13 protein-coding genes are annotated in these 14,296 nt (G+C 71.7%); 5 read left to right on the top strand and 8 right to left on the bottom strand.

Annotated elements, in window-relative coordinates:
• Positions 1 to 3: 3 nt before the first annotated feature.
• The 4 genes from OG381_RS31185 to OG381_RS31170 are packed head-to-tail and all read right to left on the bottom strand — an operon-like array spanning position 4 to position 4,163.
• On the bottom strand, positions 4 to 615 hold the full coding sequence (locus OG381_RS31185; protein WP_327719367.1) for a GTP-binding protein: 612 nt from the start codon (positions 613 to 615) through the stop codon (positions 4 to 6).
• On the bottom strand, positions 596 to 1,003 hold the full coding sequence (locus OG381_RS31180) for a DUF742 domain-containing protein (RefSeq protein WP_327719366.1): 408 nt from the start codon (positions 1,001 to 1,003) through the stop codon (positions 596 to 598). Before OG381_RS31180 ends, OG381_RS31185 begins: the two co-directional genes overlap by 20 nt.
• Complete coding sequence (locus OG381_RS31175; protein ID WP_327719365.1) at positions 1,000 to 1,500, bottom strand: roadblock/LC7 domain-containing protein; 501 nt, start codon at positions 1,498 to 1,500, stop codon at positions 1,000 to 1,002. Before OG381_RS31175 ends, OG381_RS31180 begins: the two co-directional genes overlap by 4 nt.
• A complete protein-coding gene (locus tag OG381_RS31170) occupies positions 1,497 to 4,163 on the bottom strand; it encodes a sensor histidine kinase (protein WP_327719364.1) in 2,667 nt (888 codons plus the stop codon). The genes OG381_RS31175 and OG381_RS31170 overlap by 4 nt, the downstream gene beginning before the upstream one ends.
• Positions 4,164 to 4,532: 369 nt before the next feature.
• Between OG381_RS31170 and OG381_RS31165 the strand changes: the two genes are divergently transcribed.
• Positions 4,533 to 5,321 (top strand): protein phosphatase 2C domain-containing protein, encoded by a 789-nt coding sequence (locus OG381_RS31165; protein ID WP_327719363.1) that lies wholly within the window; start codon positions 4,533 to 4,535, stop codon positions 5,319 to 5,321.
• Between the two features lie 30 nt (positions 5,322 to 5,351).
• Here the strand turns inward: OG381_RS31165 and OG381_RS31160 are convergent, their stop codons facing one another.
• Positions 5,352 to 5,846 carry a MarR family winged helix-turn-helix transcriptional regulator gene (locus tag OG381_RS31160; RefSeq protein WP_327719362.1) on the bottom strand — a complete coding sequence of 165 codons (495 nt, stop codon included), beginning with the start codon at positions 5,844 to 5,846 and terminating at the stop codon, positions 5,352 to 5,354.
• Between the two features lie 231 nt (positions 5,847 to 6,077).
• Between OG381_RS31160 and OG381_RS31155 the strand changes: the two genes are divergently transcribed.
• A complete protein-coding gene (locus OG381_RS31155) occupies positions 6,078 to 6,911 on the top strand; it encodes a lysozyme (RefSeq protein ID WP_327719361.1) in 834 nt (277 codons plus the stop codon).
• A 75-nt stretch (positions 6,912 to 6,986) separates the two neighbouring features.
• On the opposite strand, the gene lon is transcribed toward OG381_RS31155, so the two are convergent.
• Positions 6,987 to 9,401: an endopeptidase La gene (lon, locus tag OG381_RS31150; protein ID WP_327719360.1), complete on the bottom strand. Its 2,415-nt coding sequence runs from the start codon at positions 9,399 to 9,401 to the stop codon at positions 6,987 to 6,989.
• 164 nt (positions 9,402 to 9,565) lie between these two features.
• Between lon and OG381_RS31145 the strand changes: the two genes are divergently transcribed.
• Both OG381_RS31145 and OG381_RS31140 read left to right on the top strand, forming a co-directional pair.
• Positions 9,566 to 10,210: a GNAT family N-acetyltransferase gene (locus tag OG381_RS31145; protein ID WP_327719359.1), complete on the top strand. Its 645-nt coding sequence runs from the start codon at positions 9,566 to 9,568 to the stop codon at positions 10,208 to 10,210.
• Between the two features lie 95 nt (positions 10,211 to 10,305).
• Positions 10,306 to 11,061, top strand: a complete 756-nt coding sequence (locus tag OG381_RS31140) for a GNAT family N-acetyltransferase (protein WP_443062055.1) — start codon at positions 10,306 to 10,308, stop codon at positions 11,059 to 11,061.
• Between the two features lie 203 nt (positions 11,062 to 11,264).
• Here the strand turns inward: OG381_RS31140 and OG381_RS31135 are convergent, their stop codons facing one another.
• Positions 11,265 to 12,068 (bottom strand): rhomboid-like protein, encoded by an 804-nt coding sequence (locus OG381_RS31135; RefSeq protein ID WP_327719357.1) that lies wholly within the window; start codon positions 12,066 to 12,068, stop codon positions 11,265 to 11,267.
• A gap of 95 nt (positions 12,069 to 12,163) precedes the next feature.
• Positions 12,164 to 12,823 carry a TetR/AcrR family transcriptional regulator gene (locus OG381_RS31130; RefSeq protein ID WP_327719356.1) on the bottom strand — a complete coding sequence of 220 codons (660 nt, stop codon included), beginning with the start codon at positions 12,821 to 12,823 and terminating at the stop codon, positions 12,164 to 12,166.
• Positions 12,824 to 13,001: 178 nt separating this feature from the next.
• On the opposite strand from OG381_RS31130, the gene OG381_RS31125 reads away from it, so the two are divergent.
• Entirely contained in the window at positions 13,002 to 14,291 is a 1,290-nt protein-coding gene (locus OG381_RS31125) for an MFS transporter (RefSeq protein WP_327719355.1), read from the top strand.
• Positions 14,292 to 14,296: the final 5 nt, after the last annotated feature.

Genomic DNA, 14,296 nt, shown 5'->3' with positions numbered 1-14,296 from the left:
CGACTACTCGGGTGTTTCGTCCAGCGCGTGGCCGACGAGGGCCAGGAGGCTCTCGATCACCGAGATCCTGCGGCGCGCATCCATGATCATTACAGGTATGTGCGCGGGGATCGTCAACGCCTCCCGCACGTCCTCCGGTTCGAACAGCTCGCTGTCGTCGAAGTGGTTGACCGCGACGACGTACGGCAGTCCGCAGCTCTCGAAGTAGTCCAGCGCCGGGAAGCAGTCCTTCAGCCGGCGGGTGTCGGCCAGCACGACCGCGCCGATCGCACCGCGCACCAGGTCGTCCCACATGAACCAGAACCGCTGCTGGCCCGGCGTGCCGAACAGGTAGAGCACCAGGTCGTCGTCGAGCGTGAGGCGGCCGAAGTCCATGGCCACGGTGGTGGTGAGCTTGCCGGGCGTGGCGGTGAGGTCGTCGGTCTCCTCGCTCGCCTCGGTCATCAGCGCCTCGGTCTCCAGGGGCGTGATCTCCGAGACGGCGGTGACGAGCGTGGTCTTGCCGACGCCGAAGCCGCCGGCCACGACTATCTTCGTCGCGATCGGGGCCCGGGTACGGTCCGTCTGCCAGGACTTCACGTCCTCGTCGGTGTCGTCAAAGACGGCGGAGTCCACTCAGCACCCTTTCGAGCAGAGCGCGGTCCGGGCGACCGGTCCCGTGACCGGTGCCGGTGCCGTACACACGGATCTTTCCCTGGTCCGCGAGGTCGCTCAGGAGCACGCGGACCACGCCGAGCGGCATCTTCAGCAGCGCGGCGATCTCGGCCACCGTGCGCATACGGCGGCAGAGTTCGACGATGGCCCGCATCTCCGGCATGACCCGGGTGTTGAGGGAACCATTCGCCAGTTCCTTGCGCTCCTCGGCGGCCTCCAGCGCCGCGACGAACGTCTCCACGAGGAGGACGTGGCCGAAGCGGGTGCGGCCGCCGGTGAGCGAGTAGGGGCGCACGCGGGCGGGCTTGCGGTCGCCGCCGCGGACGGGGAGGTTCGGACGGCCGGTCATCGTCCGCCCCCCGCGCTCTCGGACTCCAGCGACTGCCGTAGCTCACTGCGGAGTTCGGGGGTCAGGACGTGCCCGGCACGGCCGACGAACAGGGCCATGTGGTACGCCACGACGCTCATGTCGCTGTCCGCGGAGCCGTGCACACCGAGCAGCGAGCCGTCGCTGATCGACATCACGAACAGGCTGCCCTCGTCCATCGCGACCATCGTGTGCTTCACCCCGCCGGACTCCATGAGCTTGGCGGCGCCGATGGTGAGGCTGCCGATGCCGGACACGATGGTCGCGAGATCGGCGGAGGAGCCTCGTGGGCCCTTCGGGGTGGTGCGGGTCTGCCGGGCCTCGTCGTTGGTGCCGGGGTCGGAGGAGAGCAGGAGCAGGCCGTCCGATGAGACCACCGCTACTGACTGGATGCCCGGCACCTCCTCGACCAGGTTCGTCAGCAGCCAGTGCAGATTGCGGGCTTCACTGCTCAGTCCGAAGGTACTGGGCGCGGTCAACTGCTTGCCTCCTCGGGAGTGCCCCCCGTGGAATCTTCGCTGTGTGCGGGCGTCCTCATCTGGCCCGTCTGTTCGGCGATCTCTGCTTCTACGTCGCGGTAGCCCGCCTCCGCCCCCCGGCGGAAGCCGCCGAGCCTCCGGCGGAGGGCTTCGGCGTCCACGGAACTGCTGCGCGGGCGCGGTGTGGTCGCGGGCGCGGTGATCTTCGGTGTGCGCTTGGGGAGGCCCTTCGCGGTGAGCTGGTCCTCGTCCGGGGTGCGCTCGTGTTCCGTCTCGCCGTCGTCGGGCGCGGGTGACCCCTGTGGGGGTTCCTCGCCGTCGGCGGCCGCGGGTTCGGGGGTTGCCTCGGGCTCCGCCGTAACCGGCAGCAACAGCTCCATCGTCGTCTCGGCCGGGGTCTCCGCCCCCGCCGTCTGCGATGTCCGTACCGCCTTCTCCGCCAGGGCCACCAGCACGTCGCCGGTGCCCGAACGGGTAGGCAGGACGTTGGAGTTGGCCTCCGCGTCGGCGCCCGGCAGGGAGACGGTGTGGGGGGTGCCGGGCAGCGGGTCCGAGGAGGGGACCGCGGCGGACGGTGCCGGCGCCAGCAGGCCCTTCGGGAGGACGACCACCGCGGCGATGCCGCCCTGCTTCTGCTCGCGGAGCTGGACGCGGACGCCGTGGCGGTGGGCGAGGCGGGCGACGACGTACAGGCCGAGACCGAGCCCCTCCTCGCCCTCCTGGTCGTACGGGGAGTCCGGGTCGAAGTCGGCGAGGCGGGAGTTGAGCCGGGTCAGCCGCTCGTCGGGCACGCCGATGCCCTCGTCCTGGACGGAGAGCATGACCTCGCCGCTCTCCAGGAGCCAGCCGGAGACCTCGACGGGCATGTCCGGCGGGGAGAACGACGTGGCGTTCTCCATCAGCTCGGCCAGGAGGTGGGACAGGTCGTCGGCCGCGAAGCCCGCGACATGCGCGTGCGGGGGCAGGGCCGCGATACGGACGCGCTCGTAGCGCTCGATCTCGCTCACCGCGGCCCGGACGACATCCACCAGCGGGACCGGGCCGGCGTGCTGCTGGACGTGTTCCGTGCCGGCGAGGACGAGGAGGTTCTCGCTGTGGCGGCGCATGACCGTGGCGAAGTGGTCGAGCTTGAAGAGGGTGGCGAGGCGGTCGGGGTCCTGTTCGCGCTCCTCCAGGTTCTCGATGACGGCGAGTTGGCGTTCCACCAGGCCGAGGGTGCGCAGGGCGAGGTTGACGAAGGTGCCGCCGATGCTCTCGCGAAGGCGCGCCAACTGAACGGCGGACTCGGCGAGTTCGGTGCGCAGCTCCTCGCGGGCGTCGGCCATCTTCTGACGCTGGCCGACCAGGTGCTTGCGGTCGGACTCCAGGGTGGCGACGCGCTCCTGGACGGCGACGGCGTGCGCGTGCAGGGCGTTGACGGAGCGGACGACCTGGGCGAACTCGTCGTTGCGGCCGGTGAACTTGACCGGTTCCTCGGTGGTCGGCTCCTCGGACTGCGCCAACCGGGCCGAGCCCAGGCGCAGGACGGCGAGGGGGCGGGTCAGGGTGCGGGCCATGGCGGTGGCGATACCGACGGCGAGCAGCATGAGGGCGCCGAGGATGGCGACGCGCAGCTCCAGCGCGGTGACGTCGTCGTCGCGGAGCTGGGCGAGGTCCTTGGTGCGCTGGTTGTAGAGGGCCGACTCCACACCGCGCATCAGGTCCACGCGCGCGGAGAGGGCGGCGTCGGCCTTCTTGGTGCTGGTGTCGAGTTCGCCGTCGGAGAGCGTGGCCCGGTCGGTGAGGCCGGCGAGGTACTTCTCGGCGGAGTTGACCTCGGGGCCGGTGACCGTGGAGTCGAAGCTGTTCTTCGCGGCTTCGGGAGCGGTGTCGTGGAAGTCGGCGAGGGCGGCGTCGGAGCGCAGCCGGGCCTGCTGGGCGGCGGCGGTGAGGGCGTCGCGCTGCCTGGTGTCGGCGGCCGAGGAGGTGACGGCGGTGGAGGCGATCCCGGTGATGGGGTCGGTGACCGTCTGGGTGGTGCGGGGCACGTTGAGCGCCGCGAGCAGCAGGCCGCGGGTGGCGGCGGCCTGCTGCACGGCGGAGTCCAGCTCGGCGAGCGCGTAGGCGCCGGAGCCCGCGCGGGGCGGCATCTGCTCGGCCAGGTGCTCGGCGAGACGGTGCAGCTCGTTGATGGCCGCGGAGTAGGTCTGGTGCACCTCGAGGGCGGAGCTCTTGCCGGTGAGCGCCGCGCGGCGCAGGGCGGCGATGCCGTCGAGGTCCGTACGGAGGTCGGCGGGGGTGTCGGTGTCGGCGCGCAACTCCTCGACCTGGCGGTCGACGCGGGCGCCGCGCTGCTCGGAGGGGGCCTTGGACTTGGCGCGTCCGGCGGCGACGTACGAGGTGACCTCGTCCCGCTCGTCGGCGAGCGAGTGCGCGAGGATCAGGGCGTCCTGGGTCTGCTCGGCGAGTGTCACCAGGTCCTGGGAGTCGCTCAGTTCTCCCGAGGCGGCGAGGATCGAGGGGGCCCCGGCGCCGGCGATGGCGGCGGCCACGACGGCCGCGGCGATGATCAGCCGGTTGCGTACGTGGGTGGGGCGGCCCTTGCCGACGGCGGAACCGTCGGCGGTGGTGGGATCGGCGGGGGCCGTCTGCTTGCTCGTACGACGTGGCCGCGTCTTCTGCACCGGTGCTCGCATTCCTGACTCGTGTACCCATGGGCCCGGGTGACGCTCCGTCAACTGGAGTCACACACCGGGTACGTTTCCCGACCCTCCCAGTGCCGCTGGGCAGCGGGCGCGCATCACCCGACCCGCCACCCGAAGGAGTGAACCCCGGACGGGAGTTGGCGAGCAAGTTCCGGTGGCATGGTCAGCGACCTTGACCGGCGGGCCGGTTGGACGTCGCCGCCGACCGATGGCATTATCCGCCACCACGTCTTCCCGGAGTGAACCAATCCCTCCCAAACCAGGCGCCTGACCTGCGCGACTGCGCCCGTCCGGCAACCATTGCCAGCCTTTTGTGAACACCGTGAAGGGCTCGTGCAGACTGGCCGGATGCGTACGGAACTTGTTTCGGAGCCCGGCGACCGGGCCCGCCCCAACGAGGACTTCGCGAGCGTCGCCCTTCCGGCCTCCGGACAGGGCGGGGCGCTCGTGGTCCTGGACGGCGTCACACCGCCGACGGGCGGGACGGGGTGTCTGCATTCCGTCCCCTGGTTCACGGCGCGACTGGGTGGCGCGCTGACCGAACTGACCGTTTCCCTCCCCGATGTTCCGCTGACCGAGGCATTGGGCCTCGCGGTCTCTCGTACCTCCGAGTCCCACGCGCACGCCTGTGACCTTTCTCACCCACGCACACCACAGGCCACGGTGGTCGTCGCCCGCTGGTCGGCGCGGACGGTGGAGTACCTGGTCCTCTCGGACTCGGCCCTGCTGCTGGAGTCGCAGGACGGCACGGTGACGGCCGTCCTCGACGACCGCCTCGCCCGCCTCCCCCGCTCCGCCCTGGCCACGGACGCCCTCATCGACTCGACCCTGCGCAACATGGAGGGCGGCTTCTTCACCGCCGCGGCCGATCCGTCGGTGGCGGGCCGGGCGGTGACGGGCGCGCTGCCGCGTTCGTCGGTCCGGTCCCTGGCCGCGCTGACGGACGGGGCGGCCCGGTGGGTGGAGAAGTTCCGCGAGGGGGACTGGACGGACTGCCTCACCTTCGTACGGAAGGACGGGGCGGGGGCGCTGGTGGCGCGGGTGCGGGAGCTGGAGAGCGCGGATGCGGAGGCGCGGATGTATCTGGGGCGGAGCAAGACGCATGACGATGCGACGGTGGTGTACGCCGAGCTGTGAGGCGGGCCGGGCTGCCGTCCGGCGGCCGGGTCAGCGCTCCGTGCCCCGGTTCAGCTCATGCAGCAGCCGCGCGAGCTCGGACACCTCGCGGGGGTTCCAGTCCGCCAGCCGGCCCGCGTACCGCGCCCGTCGCGCGTTCCGTACCCGCCCGACCCGGGACCGTCCCTCCTCCGTGAGCTCGACGAGCCAGGCGCGTCCGTCCGCGGGGTCCGGGGCGCGGGTGACGAGGCCCAGGGTCTCCAGGGCGCGCAACTGGCGGGACATGGTGGCCTTGCCGACGCCGATGTAGGCGGCGAGTTCCGTGGCGCGCTGCTGTCCGGACTCCTCGAGCCGCACCAGCAGTCCGTAGGCGGCGGACTCCAGGTCGGGGTGGACTTCGCGTGCCATCTCGCCCTGGTTGGCCCGGGCGCGCCGCAGGAGCACGGTCAACTCGCGTTCCAGCGCCAGGAATTCGGGCTGGTCCAGACCAGTCCTGGGCCCCTCGGGCCCGTCTCCGTGTCCGCCGTCGTTCCCGTCTTGGTGCACGTCAGCCCCTGCCTCGGTCTTCCCGGTCCTGAAAGTTTCCGCCAAATTGCGCCGTCACCGCAGCTCGGTAAGTATTTCGCAGGGCTAGACCAACGGCAGCAACCGGTCCCTCTTCCCACCCGCTCGTCGACGTGCGTAGCTTCTTGACCAGGCGCTGACTGGCATGCCCACGCCATACACCCCGGCCGGGTGTCCCCCACCGAGCATCATCGAAACCCTCGGAGGCACGCCATGCCCGTGCACAGACCCGGATCGCCCCGCCCTCGCCCGCTGTTCCTCACCGGCGTCCTCACCGCCGTGCTCGCGCTGCTGTCCATAGCCCCGGCGTCGGCCGCCGAGTCGCCCGACGCCACCGCCACACCGACCCGCGGCACCGCCCGCATGGGCATGGGCGTCGTCGCCCACGACGGACAGGGCGGCCTGCCCGCCGACACCCGCGCCGCCCAGACCGAGGGCGTCGACGTGGCCAGTTACCAGGGCAACGTCGCCTGGACGACCCTCTGGAACAGCGGGGTCCGGTGGGCCTACACCAAGGGGAGCGAGGGGACGTACTACACGAACCCCTACTTCTCCCAGCAGTACAGCGGCTCCTACGGCGTCGGCATGATCCGCGGCGCGTACCACTTCGCGACCCCGGACACCACGACCGGCGCAACGCAGGCCAACTATTTCGTCGACCACGGAGGCGGCTGGTCCGCCGACGGCAGGACCCTGCCCGGCACCCTCGACATCGAGTGGAACCCGTACGGCGACTCCTGCTACGGCAAGACCAAGAGCGCGATGGTGAGCTGGATCCGTGACTTCCTGAACCAGTACAAGGCCCGCACCGGCCGCGACGCCGTCATCTACACCTCCACCAGCTGGTGGACCCAGTGCACCGGCAACTACGCCGGCTTCGCCGCCAACCCGCTCTGGATCGCCCGCTATGCCTCGACCGCGGGCACCCTGCCGGCCGGGTGGAGCACCTACACGATGTGGCAGTACACCTCGTCCGGGCCGACGGTCGGCGACCACGACCGGTTCAACGGGGCGCTCGACAGGGTGCAGGCGCTCGCCAAGGGCTGACCCCTTCCCCGGTACGGCGAAGGCCCGGGCCTCCCTCACGAGAACCCGGGCCTTCACCTCATCCGATGGCGTCCGTCACGCCGCCACCGGAACCTCCGACGCCGCCCCGGCCACGGCCGGCGACAACGCCAGCTCCAGGACCTGGCGGACGTCCGTCACGGCGTGGACGTCGAGCTTGTCCAGCACCTCGGCGGGGACGTCGTCCAGGTCGGGCTCGTTGCGCTTGGGGATGATGACGGTGGTGACGCCCGCCCGGTGCGCGGCCAGCAGCTTCTGCTTCACACCGCCGATGGGCAGCACGCGGCCCGTAAGCGAGACCTCGCCCGTCATGGCGACGTCGGTCCGCACCAGCCGCCCGCTCAGCAGCGACGCCAGTGCCGTCGTCATCGTGACGCCCGCGCTCGGGCCGTCCTTCGGCACCGCGCCCGCCGGGAAGTGGATGTGCACGCCCCGGTCCTTCAGGTCGCCCACCGGCAGCTCCAGTTCGGCGCCGTGCGAGCGGAGGAAGCTCAACGCGATCTGCGCGCTCTCCTTCATCACGTCACCCAGCTGGCCGGTCAGGGTCAGACCCGCCGCACCCGTCTCCGGGTCCGCCAGGGACGCCTCCACGAAGAGCACGTCACCGCCGGCTCCCGTGACCGCCAGGCCCGTCGCCACACCCGGCACCGCGGTACGGCGCTCCGCCGGGTCCTGCGCCGACTCCGGCACGTGGTGCGGGCGCCCGATGAGGCCCCGCAGCTCCTCGTCCGTCACGGTGAACGGCAGCTTGCGCTCACCCAGTTCGTGCTGGGCCGCGACCTTGCGCAGCAGCCGTGCGATGGACCGCTCCAGGGTGCGGACGCCCGCCTCGCGGGTGTACTCGCCGGCGAGCTTGCGCAGGGCGCTCTCGTCCAGGGTCACCTCGTCCTTGTCGAGGCCGGCCCGCTCCAGCTGGCGCGGGAGCAGGTGGTCACGGGCGATGACGACCTTCTCGTCCTCGGTGTAGCCGTCGAGGCGGACCAGCTCCATACGGTCGAGCAGGGCCTCGGGGATGGCCTCCAGGACGTTGGCGGTGGCGAGGAAGACCACGTCGCTCAGGTCCAGCTCCACCTCCAGGTAGTGGTCCCGGAAGGTGTGGTTCTGCGCGGGGTCGAGGACCTCCAGCAGGGCGGCCGCCGGATCGCCCCGGAAGTCGGAGCCCACCTTGTCGATCTCGTCGAGCAGGACCACCGGGTTCATGGACCCGGCCTCCTTGACGGCACGGACGATCCGGCCGGGCAGCGCGCCGACGTACGTACGCCGGTGACCGCGGATCTCGGCCTCGTCCCGCACCCCGCCGAGGGCGACGCGGACGAACTTGCGGCCCATGGCGTGCGCGACGGACTCGCCCAGGGACGTCTTGCCGACGCCGGGCGGGCCGACCAGCGCCAGGACGGCGCCGCCACGGCGGCCGCCGACCACACCCAGCCCTCGTTCGTTGCGGCGCTTGCGCACCGCGAGGTACTCGGTGATCCGTTCCTTCACGTCCTCCAGGCCCGCGTGCTCGGCGTCCAGGACCGACTTGGCGCCCTGGATGTCGTAGGAGTCCTCGGTCCGCTCGTTCCACGGGAGTTCGAGCACCGTGTCCAGCCAGGTCCGGATCCAGGATCCCTCGGGCGACTGGTCGCTGGACCGCTCCAGCTTGTCGACCTCCTTGAGGGCCGCCTCGCGGACGTTCTCCGGCAGGTCGGCGGCCTCCACGCGGGCGCGGTAGTCGTCGGACTCCTCGCCGTCCTTCTCGCCGTTGAGGTCGCGCAGCTCCTTGCGCACGGCTTCCAGCTGGCGGCGGAGCAGGAACTCGCGCTGCTGCTTGTCGACGCCTTCCTGGACGTCCTTGGCGATGGTCTCGGCGACGTCCTGCTCGGCGAGGTGGTCGCGCAGGTGCTGGGTCGCGAGCTTGAGGCGGGCCACCGGGTCGGCGGTCTCCAGCAGTTCGACCTTCTGGTCGGTGGTCAGGAAGGGCGAGTAGCCGGAGTTGTCGGCGAGCGCGGAGACGTCGTCGATGGCCTGGACGCGGTCCACGACCTGCCAGGCGCCGCGCTTGCGCAGCCAGGCGGTGGCGAGGGCCTTGTACTCCTTGACCAGTTCGGTGACATGGCCCGGCAGCGGCTCGGGCGTGGTCTCGTCGATACGGGTGCCCTCGATCCAGAGGGCGGCACCCGGCCCCGTGGTCCCGGCACCGATGCGCACCCGTCCCCGGCCGCGGATGAGCGCGCCAGGGTCGCCGTCGGCCAGCCGGCCGACCTGCTCGACGGTGCCGAGGACGCCGGTACCGGTGTAGGTGCCGTCGATGCGCGGCACCAGCAGGACCTTGGGCTTGCCCGGCTCGGACCGGGCGGCGGCCTGGGCGGCCTCCACCGCGGCGCGTACGTCGGGATCGTTCAGGTCGAGCGGTACGACCATGCCGGGAAGCACGACCTCGTCGTCGAGCGGCAGCACGGGCAGAGTGAGCGGTGTGGACGTCGAAGCCATGATCTCCCCTTCGGCACTCAAGTTGAGCTATGCCGACTCAATGCACGTGAGCCCTTGATTGTTCCCCGGGACGCGTTCGCTGTGAGCGATCACATCTGCGGGGAAGCGTGACCTGCGACTGTAATAACCCCGGACGGCTTTCATTCGTTACCGGAAGGGGTGCCATGGACCGGCTCGTACGGGCATGGGTGGACGGTTGGGTGCTCTCGCGCGGGGCGGCCCCGCCGGTGGTCGAGGCGTGGGGGTGCACGATCGACGTGGGCTCGGACGGACATGTCGCCCGGCATGTGTTCGGCGCGGTCGGCGACGGCGTCGAGGAGACGGCCGTGCGGAAGGTGGCCGGGGCGGTCACCGGCGCCGGTGTGTGGCTCAAGGTGTTCCGGGATCCGAGCGTGGTCGGCGGCTGGCTCGGCGAGGGCTGGTGGATCGACCCCGAGCCCGGCTACCTGATGGCCCTCCCCCTGACCACCGCACCCGACCGGCCGACGGTCCCCGACGGCTACCGTCTGCGCACCTGGTCCCGCGGCGGCGTCACCCGCACCATGCTCGCCGCCCCCGACGGCTCCTGGGCGGCCCGCGGCCAGCTCGCCCCGACCGGCGCGACGGCGGTCGTCGACCAGATCGAGACCTCGCCGCTGCACCGCCGCAAGGGCCTCGGCACGGTCGTCATGCACACCCTCCAGCGGGCCGCCTCGGAACAGGGCGTGGAGCTCTGCGTCCTGGCGGGGACGCCCGCGGGCCGGGGGCTGTACGAGTCGCTGGGCTGGACGGTGACCGCGCCACTGACCAGCGCGAAGTTCACCGGCTGAGGGCGCCGCGCAAAACCGGTTGCCTCCTGTGCCGGACGCCGTACGGTCGTGCCGTGACCGACACCGAGATCTTCCTCGCCGCCTACGACGACCAGATGCGCGGTGCGCCGCCCACCCCGCCCGCCGGAGTGACGTACGAGAAGGACGGCCCGCTGCTGCGGATCGTCGGACAGTTCCGGGGCTTTGTGAGCGGGCCGCGCGAACTCGGCGTCGACGGGGACGCACTGGACCGGCTCATCGCCTCGCAGCGGGACTTCTTCGCGGCGCGCGGCGAGGCCGTGGAGTGGAAGACCCGGGGCCACGACACCCCGGCCGACCTCACCGAACGGCTCCGCGCGGCAGGCTTCCTGCCGGAGGAGCGGGAGACGGTGCTGATCGGGCGCGCGGCCGACATGGCCGTACGCGAGCCCGTCCTGCCGGAGGGTGTGACCCTGCGGCGGGTCACGACGGACGCCGACATGCGCCGCGTCGCCGCCATGGAGTCCACCGTCTGGGGCGAGGACCGCAGCTGGCTCGCCGACGACCTCATCGGCCGGGTCGCCGCCGCTCCCGACGAGATCGCGGTCTACGTCGCCGAGGCGGACGGCGAGGTGGTCTGCGCGGCCTGGCTGGCCTTCCGCGCGGGCACGGCGTTCGCGAGCCTGTGGGGCGGTTCCACGCTCGCCGAGTGGCGGGGCCGGGGGATCTACCGCGCCCTGGTCGCCACCCGCGCCGCCCTCGCGACCGCGCGCGGCGTCACGTATCTGCACGTGGACGCCTCCGACGACAGCGCCCCCATCCTGCGCCGCCTCGGCTTCGAGCCGGTGACGACGACCACGCCGTACGTCTGGAACCCGCCCCGCACGGCGTGAGGCGGGAGGATCTGCGCGGTGCCGGCGACCAGTTCCGGTCCGGATGACGGCCGTGCGTTCCTCGGTCGTCCGGCCGCCGTGGCCGCCCGCGTCGGCATGGCCCTGGTCGGTAAGGCCGAGGACGGTCCAGCGCTCCCGACGCACCCGCCCCGCCGGAGACCAGGTGTTCGGCCCGTCCGCGCCGAGCCGGGCGCGGCCGGGGACTATGCGGCGGTGGCCGCGCCCGGGACCTGAAGCCCGTACCAGCGCCGGACCACCGGCCAGGTCGCCACCCCGATCGCCAGGGCCATCAGGTGCCCCCACTCGGTCATCGGGTCGGTGAAGGCGAGCAGGTCCTGCACCAGCATCGCCCCGTACAAGCCCAGCAGCGGCCATCGCAGCCATGGCGGGAGCAGTCCGGCGAGCGCGCCCGTCGCGGCGGCGACGCCGAAGCTGATGCCGTAGTCGAGGCGGTGCAGGGAGGTGTCGGGGAGGTGGCCGGCCAGGACGGCGAGGCCCACCGGGACCTCGGTCGCGAGGGTGGCCAGGACATGGCCGAGGAGGAAGACGCCGGCCGCGCGCAGGCCGCCGATCCGGCGCTCCAGCGCGGTCATGACCAGCAGGAAGCCGAGGACGTACGGCGACGCGATCCCGCCCGCGATCCACAGCGCGCTGGCGAACAGGACGAGCACGGGCGTGCGCACGAGGTGGGCCACGTCGGTACTGGAGCCCTGGAGCAGGGTGTGGACGAGGGACGGGTCGGCGTACTCCGTGACGAGCGAGGTGACGGCCAGGACGGCGGCGTAACCGAAGGTGAACGGCGTCCCGGTGGGGGTGGGGAACAGCCGCCACGGGCGGATCCTCGGGCGGACCTCGGGGGCGGCCACGGCGACCGGGAGAGCGGCCGGGACAGGAACCGGCCCGCGCTGCTTCGGCACCCCGTCCAGCAGGCCCGATGCGCTGTCCGGCACGGACGTCGTCCCCGCCCTGTCCTCAGAAGCCCGCGCGGCGACCTCGCTGCGTTCCACCGTGAGGCGCTCCTTCCGTGTCGCTCCAGCCTTCGCACTCCGCCGCCCCCGTGTCTGTGACCGGCGCCACGCGGGCCCCGATTCACAGGTACTTCTCAAGAACCGTCCGGCAGCCCGATCCCTTCCACGGTGACCGCCCGCAGCAGCCGGTCCGCGTACTGCCGGAACCGCCCGACCATGTCGAAGCCCTTCGGGTCGAGCACCCACTGGAGCTGGAGCCCGTCCATGACGGCGGCCGTCTCCTCCGCGAGGGCCACGACATCCGTGCCGGGCCTCAGCTCACCGCTCTGGACCGCGTGCCGGAAGGCGGCGGACATGACCTCGACGAGCTCCGCGTACCGCCGTACGAAGTACGCGTGCGCGGGATGACCGACATCGCCCGCCTCCGCCAGGAGGACGTTGAACATCCGTGTGCGGCCGAGGCGTGCGGCGTTGTGCTCGTGGAGGCGGACGAGGTTGGCGTAGCACTGCACCGCGGTGCCGGACTCCTCCGCGAAGAACCGCTCCTTGTCCTGCCGTTCCGTGCGCTCCAGAACCTGTACGAGCAGGTCCTCCTTGCTGCGGAAGTGGTGCAGCAGACCGCCCTGGGTGATGCCGACGTCCTTGGCGATACGGGCGAGGGAGGAGGCGTGGAAGCCCCACTGGGCGAAGTGTTCGACGGCGGCGTCGAGGATGCGCGAGCGTCGTTCGTCACCCACCGCGTAGCTGCCGCGGCCTGCGGCTTTGCCGGTGCGGGTGCTCTCCTTGGGCTCCATGCCCGTCACGATAACCGACGCCCGGACCGATGGTTACACGTGTCAAACGCCCCATATTTCAAGCCATGTGCGGCGTGATTCTGCCCACGCGAACAAAACCTAGTACCCACTCGGTTTTGCTGTTTCCCTGAGCGGGCCGGCGCGCAACGAAGCCGCCCCCGTCCCCCAGGAGTGCCTCATGGCCGTGAGCCACGACGCCCCGCTCGACGCGACGACCTCCCCAGCGTCCGTCGAGACCCCGCAGCAGGCCGCCCCCGCCAAGCTGATCGCCGCTCTCGCCCTCGCCCAGTTCGGCGCCTACCTCGCCGTCCTCACCCCGGTCATGGTGACCCTCGCCCTCCGGGTCAGCCAGATCGTCCCGGAGGCGGACCGCGGCGCGGCCCTCGGCCAGGTGCTCTCCGTCGGCGCGCTGCTCGCGATGCTCGGCAACCCGGTCTTCGGAGCCCTCTCCGACCGCACCACCAGCCGCTTCGGCCGCCGTCGCCCATGGCTTGTCGGCGGCATGCTGGCCGGCCTCGGCGGACTCGCGGTGGTCGCCGTCGGCACCGACGTGCCGACCCTGCTGCTCGGCTGGACCCTCGCCCAGCTCGGCATCAACGCCACCCTCGCCGCGCTGACCTCCTGCATCCCCGACCTGATCCCGCAGCGCCAGATGGGCCGCGTCTGCGGCATGGTCGGCATGACCACCCCGTTCGCGATCATCGCCGGCTCCGCCATGGCCCAGGCGTTCAGCGGCTCGATGGCCCTCGCCTTCCTGGTGCCCGGCGTGATCGGCCTGGTCACGGTCGGTTCGCTCGCCGCCGTGATGAAGGACCGCCCGGCCCGCGCAGGCGCCTTCCAGCCGTACAGCTTGCGGGAGTTCCTGCGCAGCTTCTGGGTCGACCCGCGCAAGCACCCCGACTTCGCGTGGAACTTCGCCGGCCGCTTCCTGGTCTTCACCGGCGCCTCCTGCGTCACCAGCTACCAGGTGTACTTCCTCATGGACCGCCTCGGTTACTCCGACGAACAGGTCACCGGAAAGCTCTTCACCGGCACCGTCGCCATGGTCGTCGCGATCGTCCTCGGCTCCCTGCTCGGCGGCCAGCTCTCCGACCGCTCGGGCCGCCGCAAGCCGTATGTGCTGGGCTCCTCGCTGATCATGGCGGTCAGCCTCGCCATGATCGCCACAGCCCAGTCCTTCGGGATGTATGTCGCCGCCGTGGTCGTCTTCGGCTTCGGCGAGGGGCTCTACCTCTCCGTCGACATGGCGCTCGCCGCGGCCGTGCTCCCCAACCCGGAGGAGTCCGCCAAGGACATGGGCGTCCTGAACATCGGCAACGCCCTCCCCCAGTCCCTCGTCCCCATCGTCGCCCCCGCGTTCCTCGCGATCGGCACAGGCGGCGGCAACTACAGCGCGCTGTTCCTGTTCGGCGCGATCGCCGCCGTACTGGGCGCGCTGGCCGTCCAGTGCATCCGTAGCGTCAAGTAAGCCCA

This window comes from Streptomyces sp. NBC_00490 (assembly GCF_036013645.1).
Classification (GTDB): domain Bacteria; phylum Actinomycetota; class Actinomycetes; order Streptomycetales; family Streptomycetaceae; genus Streptomyces; species Streptomyces canus_F.
Note: the sequence above shows the minus strand (reverse complement) of the source record. Positions and strands in the feature narration are given on the sequence as shown.

Bases quoted from the DNA above. Each gene is read 5' to 3' on its own strand.
- OG381_RS31140 (WP_443062055.1), top strand. From the start codon at position 10,306: ATGCGCGGTGCGCCGCCCACCCCGCCCGCCGGAGTGACGTACGAGAAG.
- OG381_RS31125 (WP_327719355.1), top strand. From the start codon at position 13,002: ATGGCCGTGAGCCACGACGCCCCGCTCGACGCGACGACCTCCCCAGCG.
- lon (WP_327719360.1), bottom strand. From the start codon at position 9,401: ATGGCTTCGACGTCCACACCGCTCACTCTGCCCGTGCTGCCGCTCGAC.
- OG381_RS31145 (WP_327719359.1), top strand. From the start codon at position 9,566: ATGGACCGGCTCGTACGGGCATGGGTGGACGGTTGGGTGCTCTCGCGC.
- OG381_RS31155 (WP_327719361.1), top strand. From the start codon at position 6,078: ATGCCCGTGCACAGACCCGGATCGCCCCGCCCTCGCCCGCTGTTCCTC.
- OG381_RS31165 (WP_327719363.1), top strand. From the start codon at position 4,533: ATGCGTACGGAACTTGTTTCGGAGCCCGGCGACCGGGCCCGCCCCAAC.
- OG381_RS31180 (WP_327719366.1), bottom strand. From the start codon at position 1,003: ATGACCGGCCGTCCGAACCTCCCCGTCCGCGGCGGCGACCGCAAGCCC.
- OG381_RS31130 (WP_327719356.1), bottom strand. From the start codon at position 12,823: ATGGAGCCCAAGGAGAGCACCCGCACCGGCAAAGCCGCAGGCCGCGGC.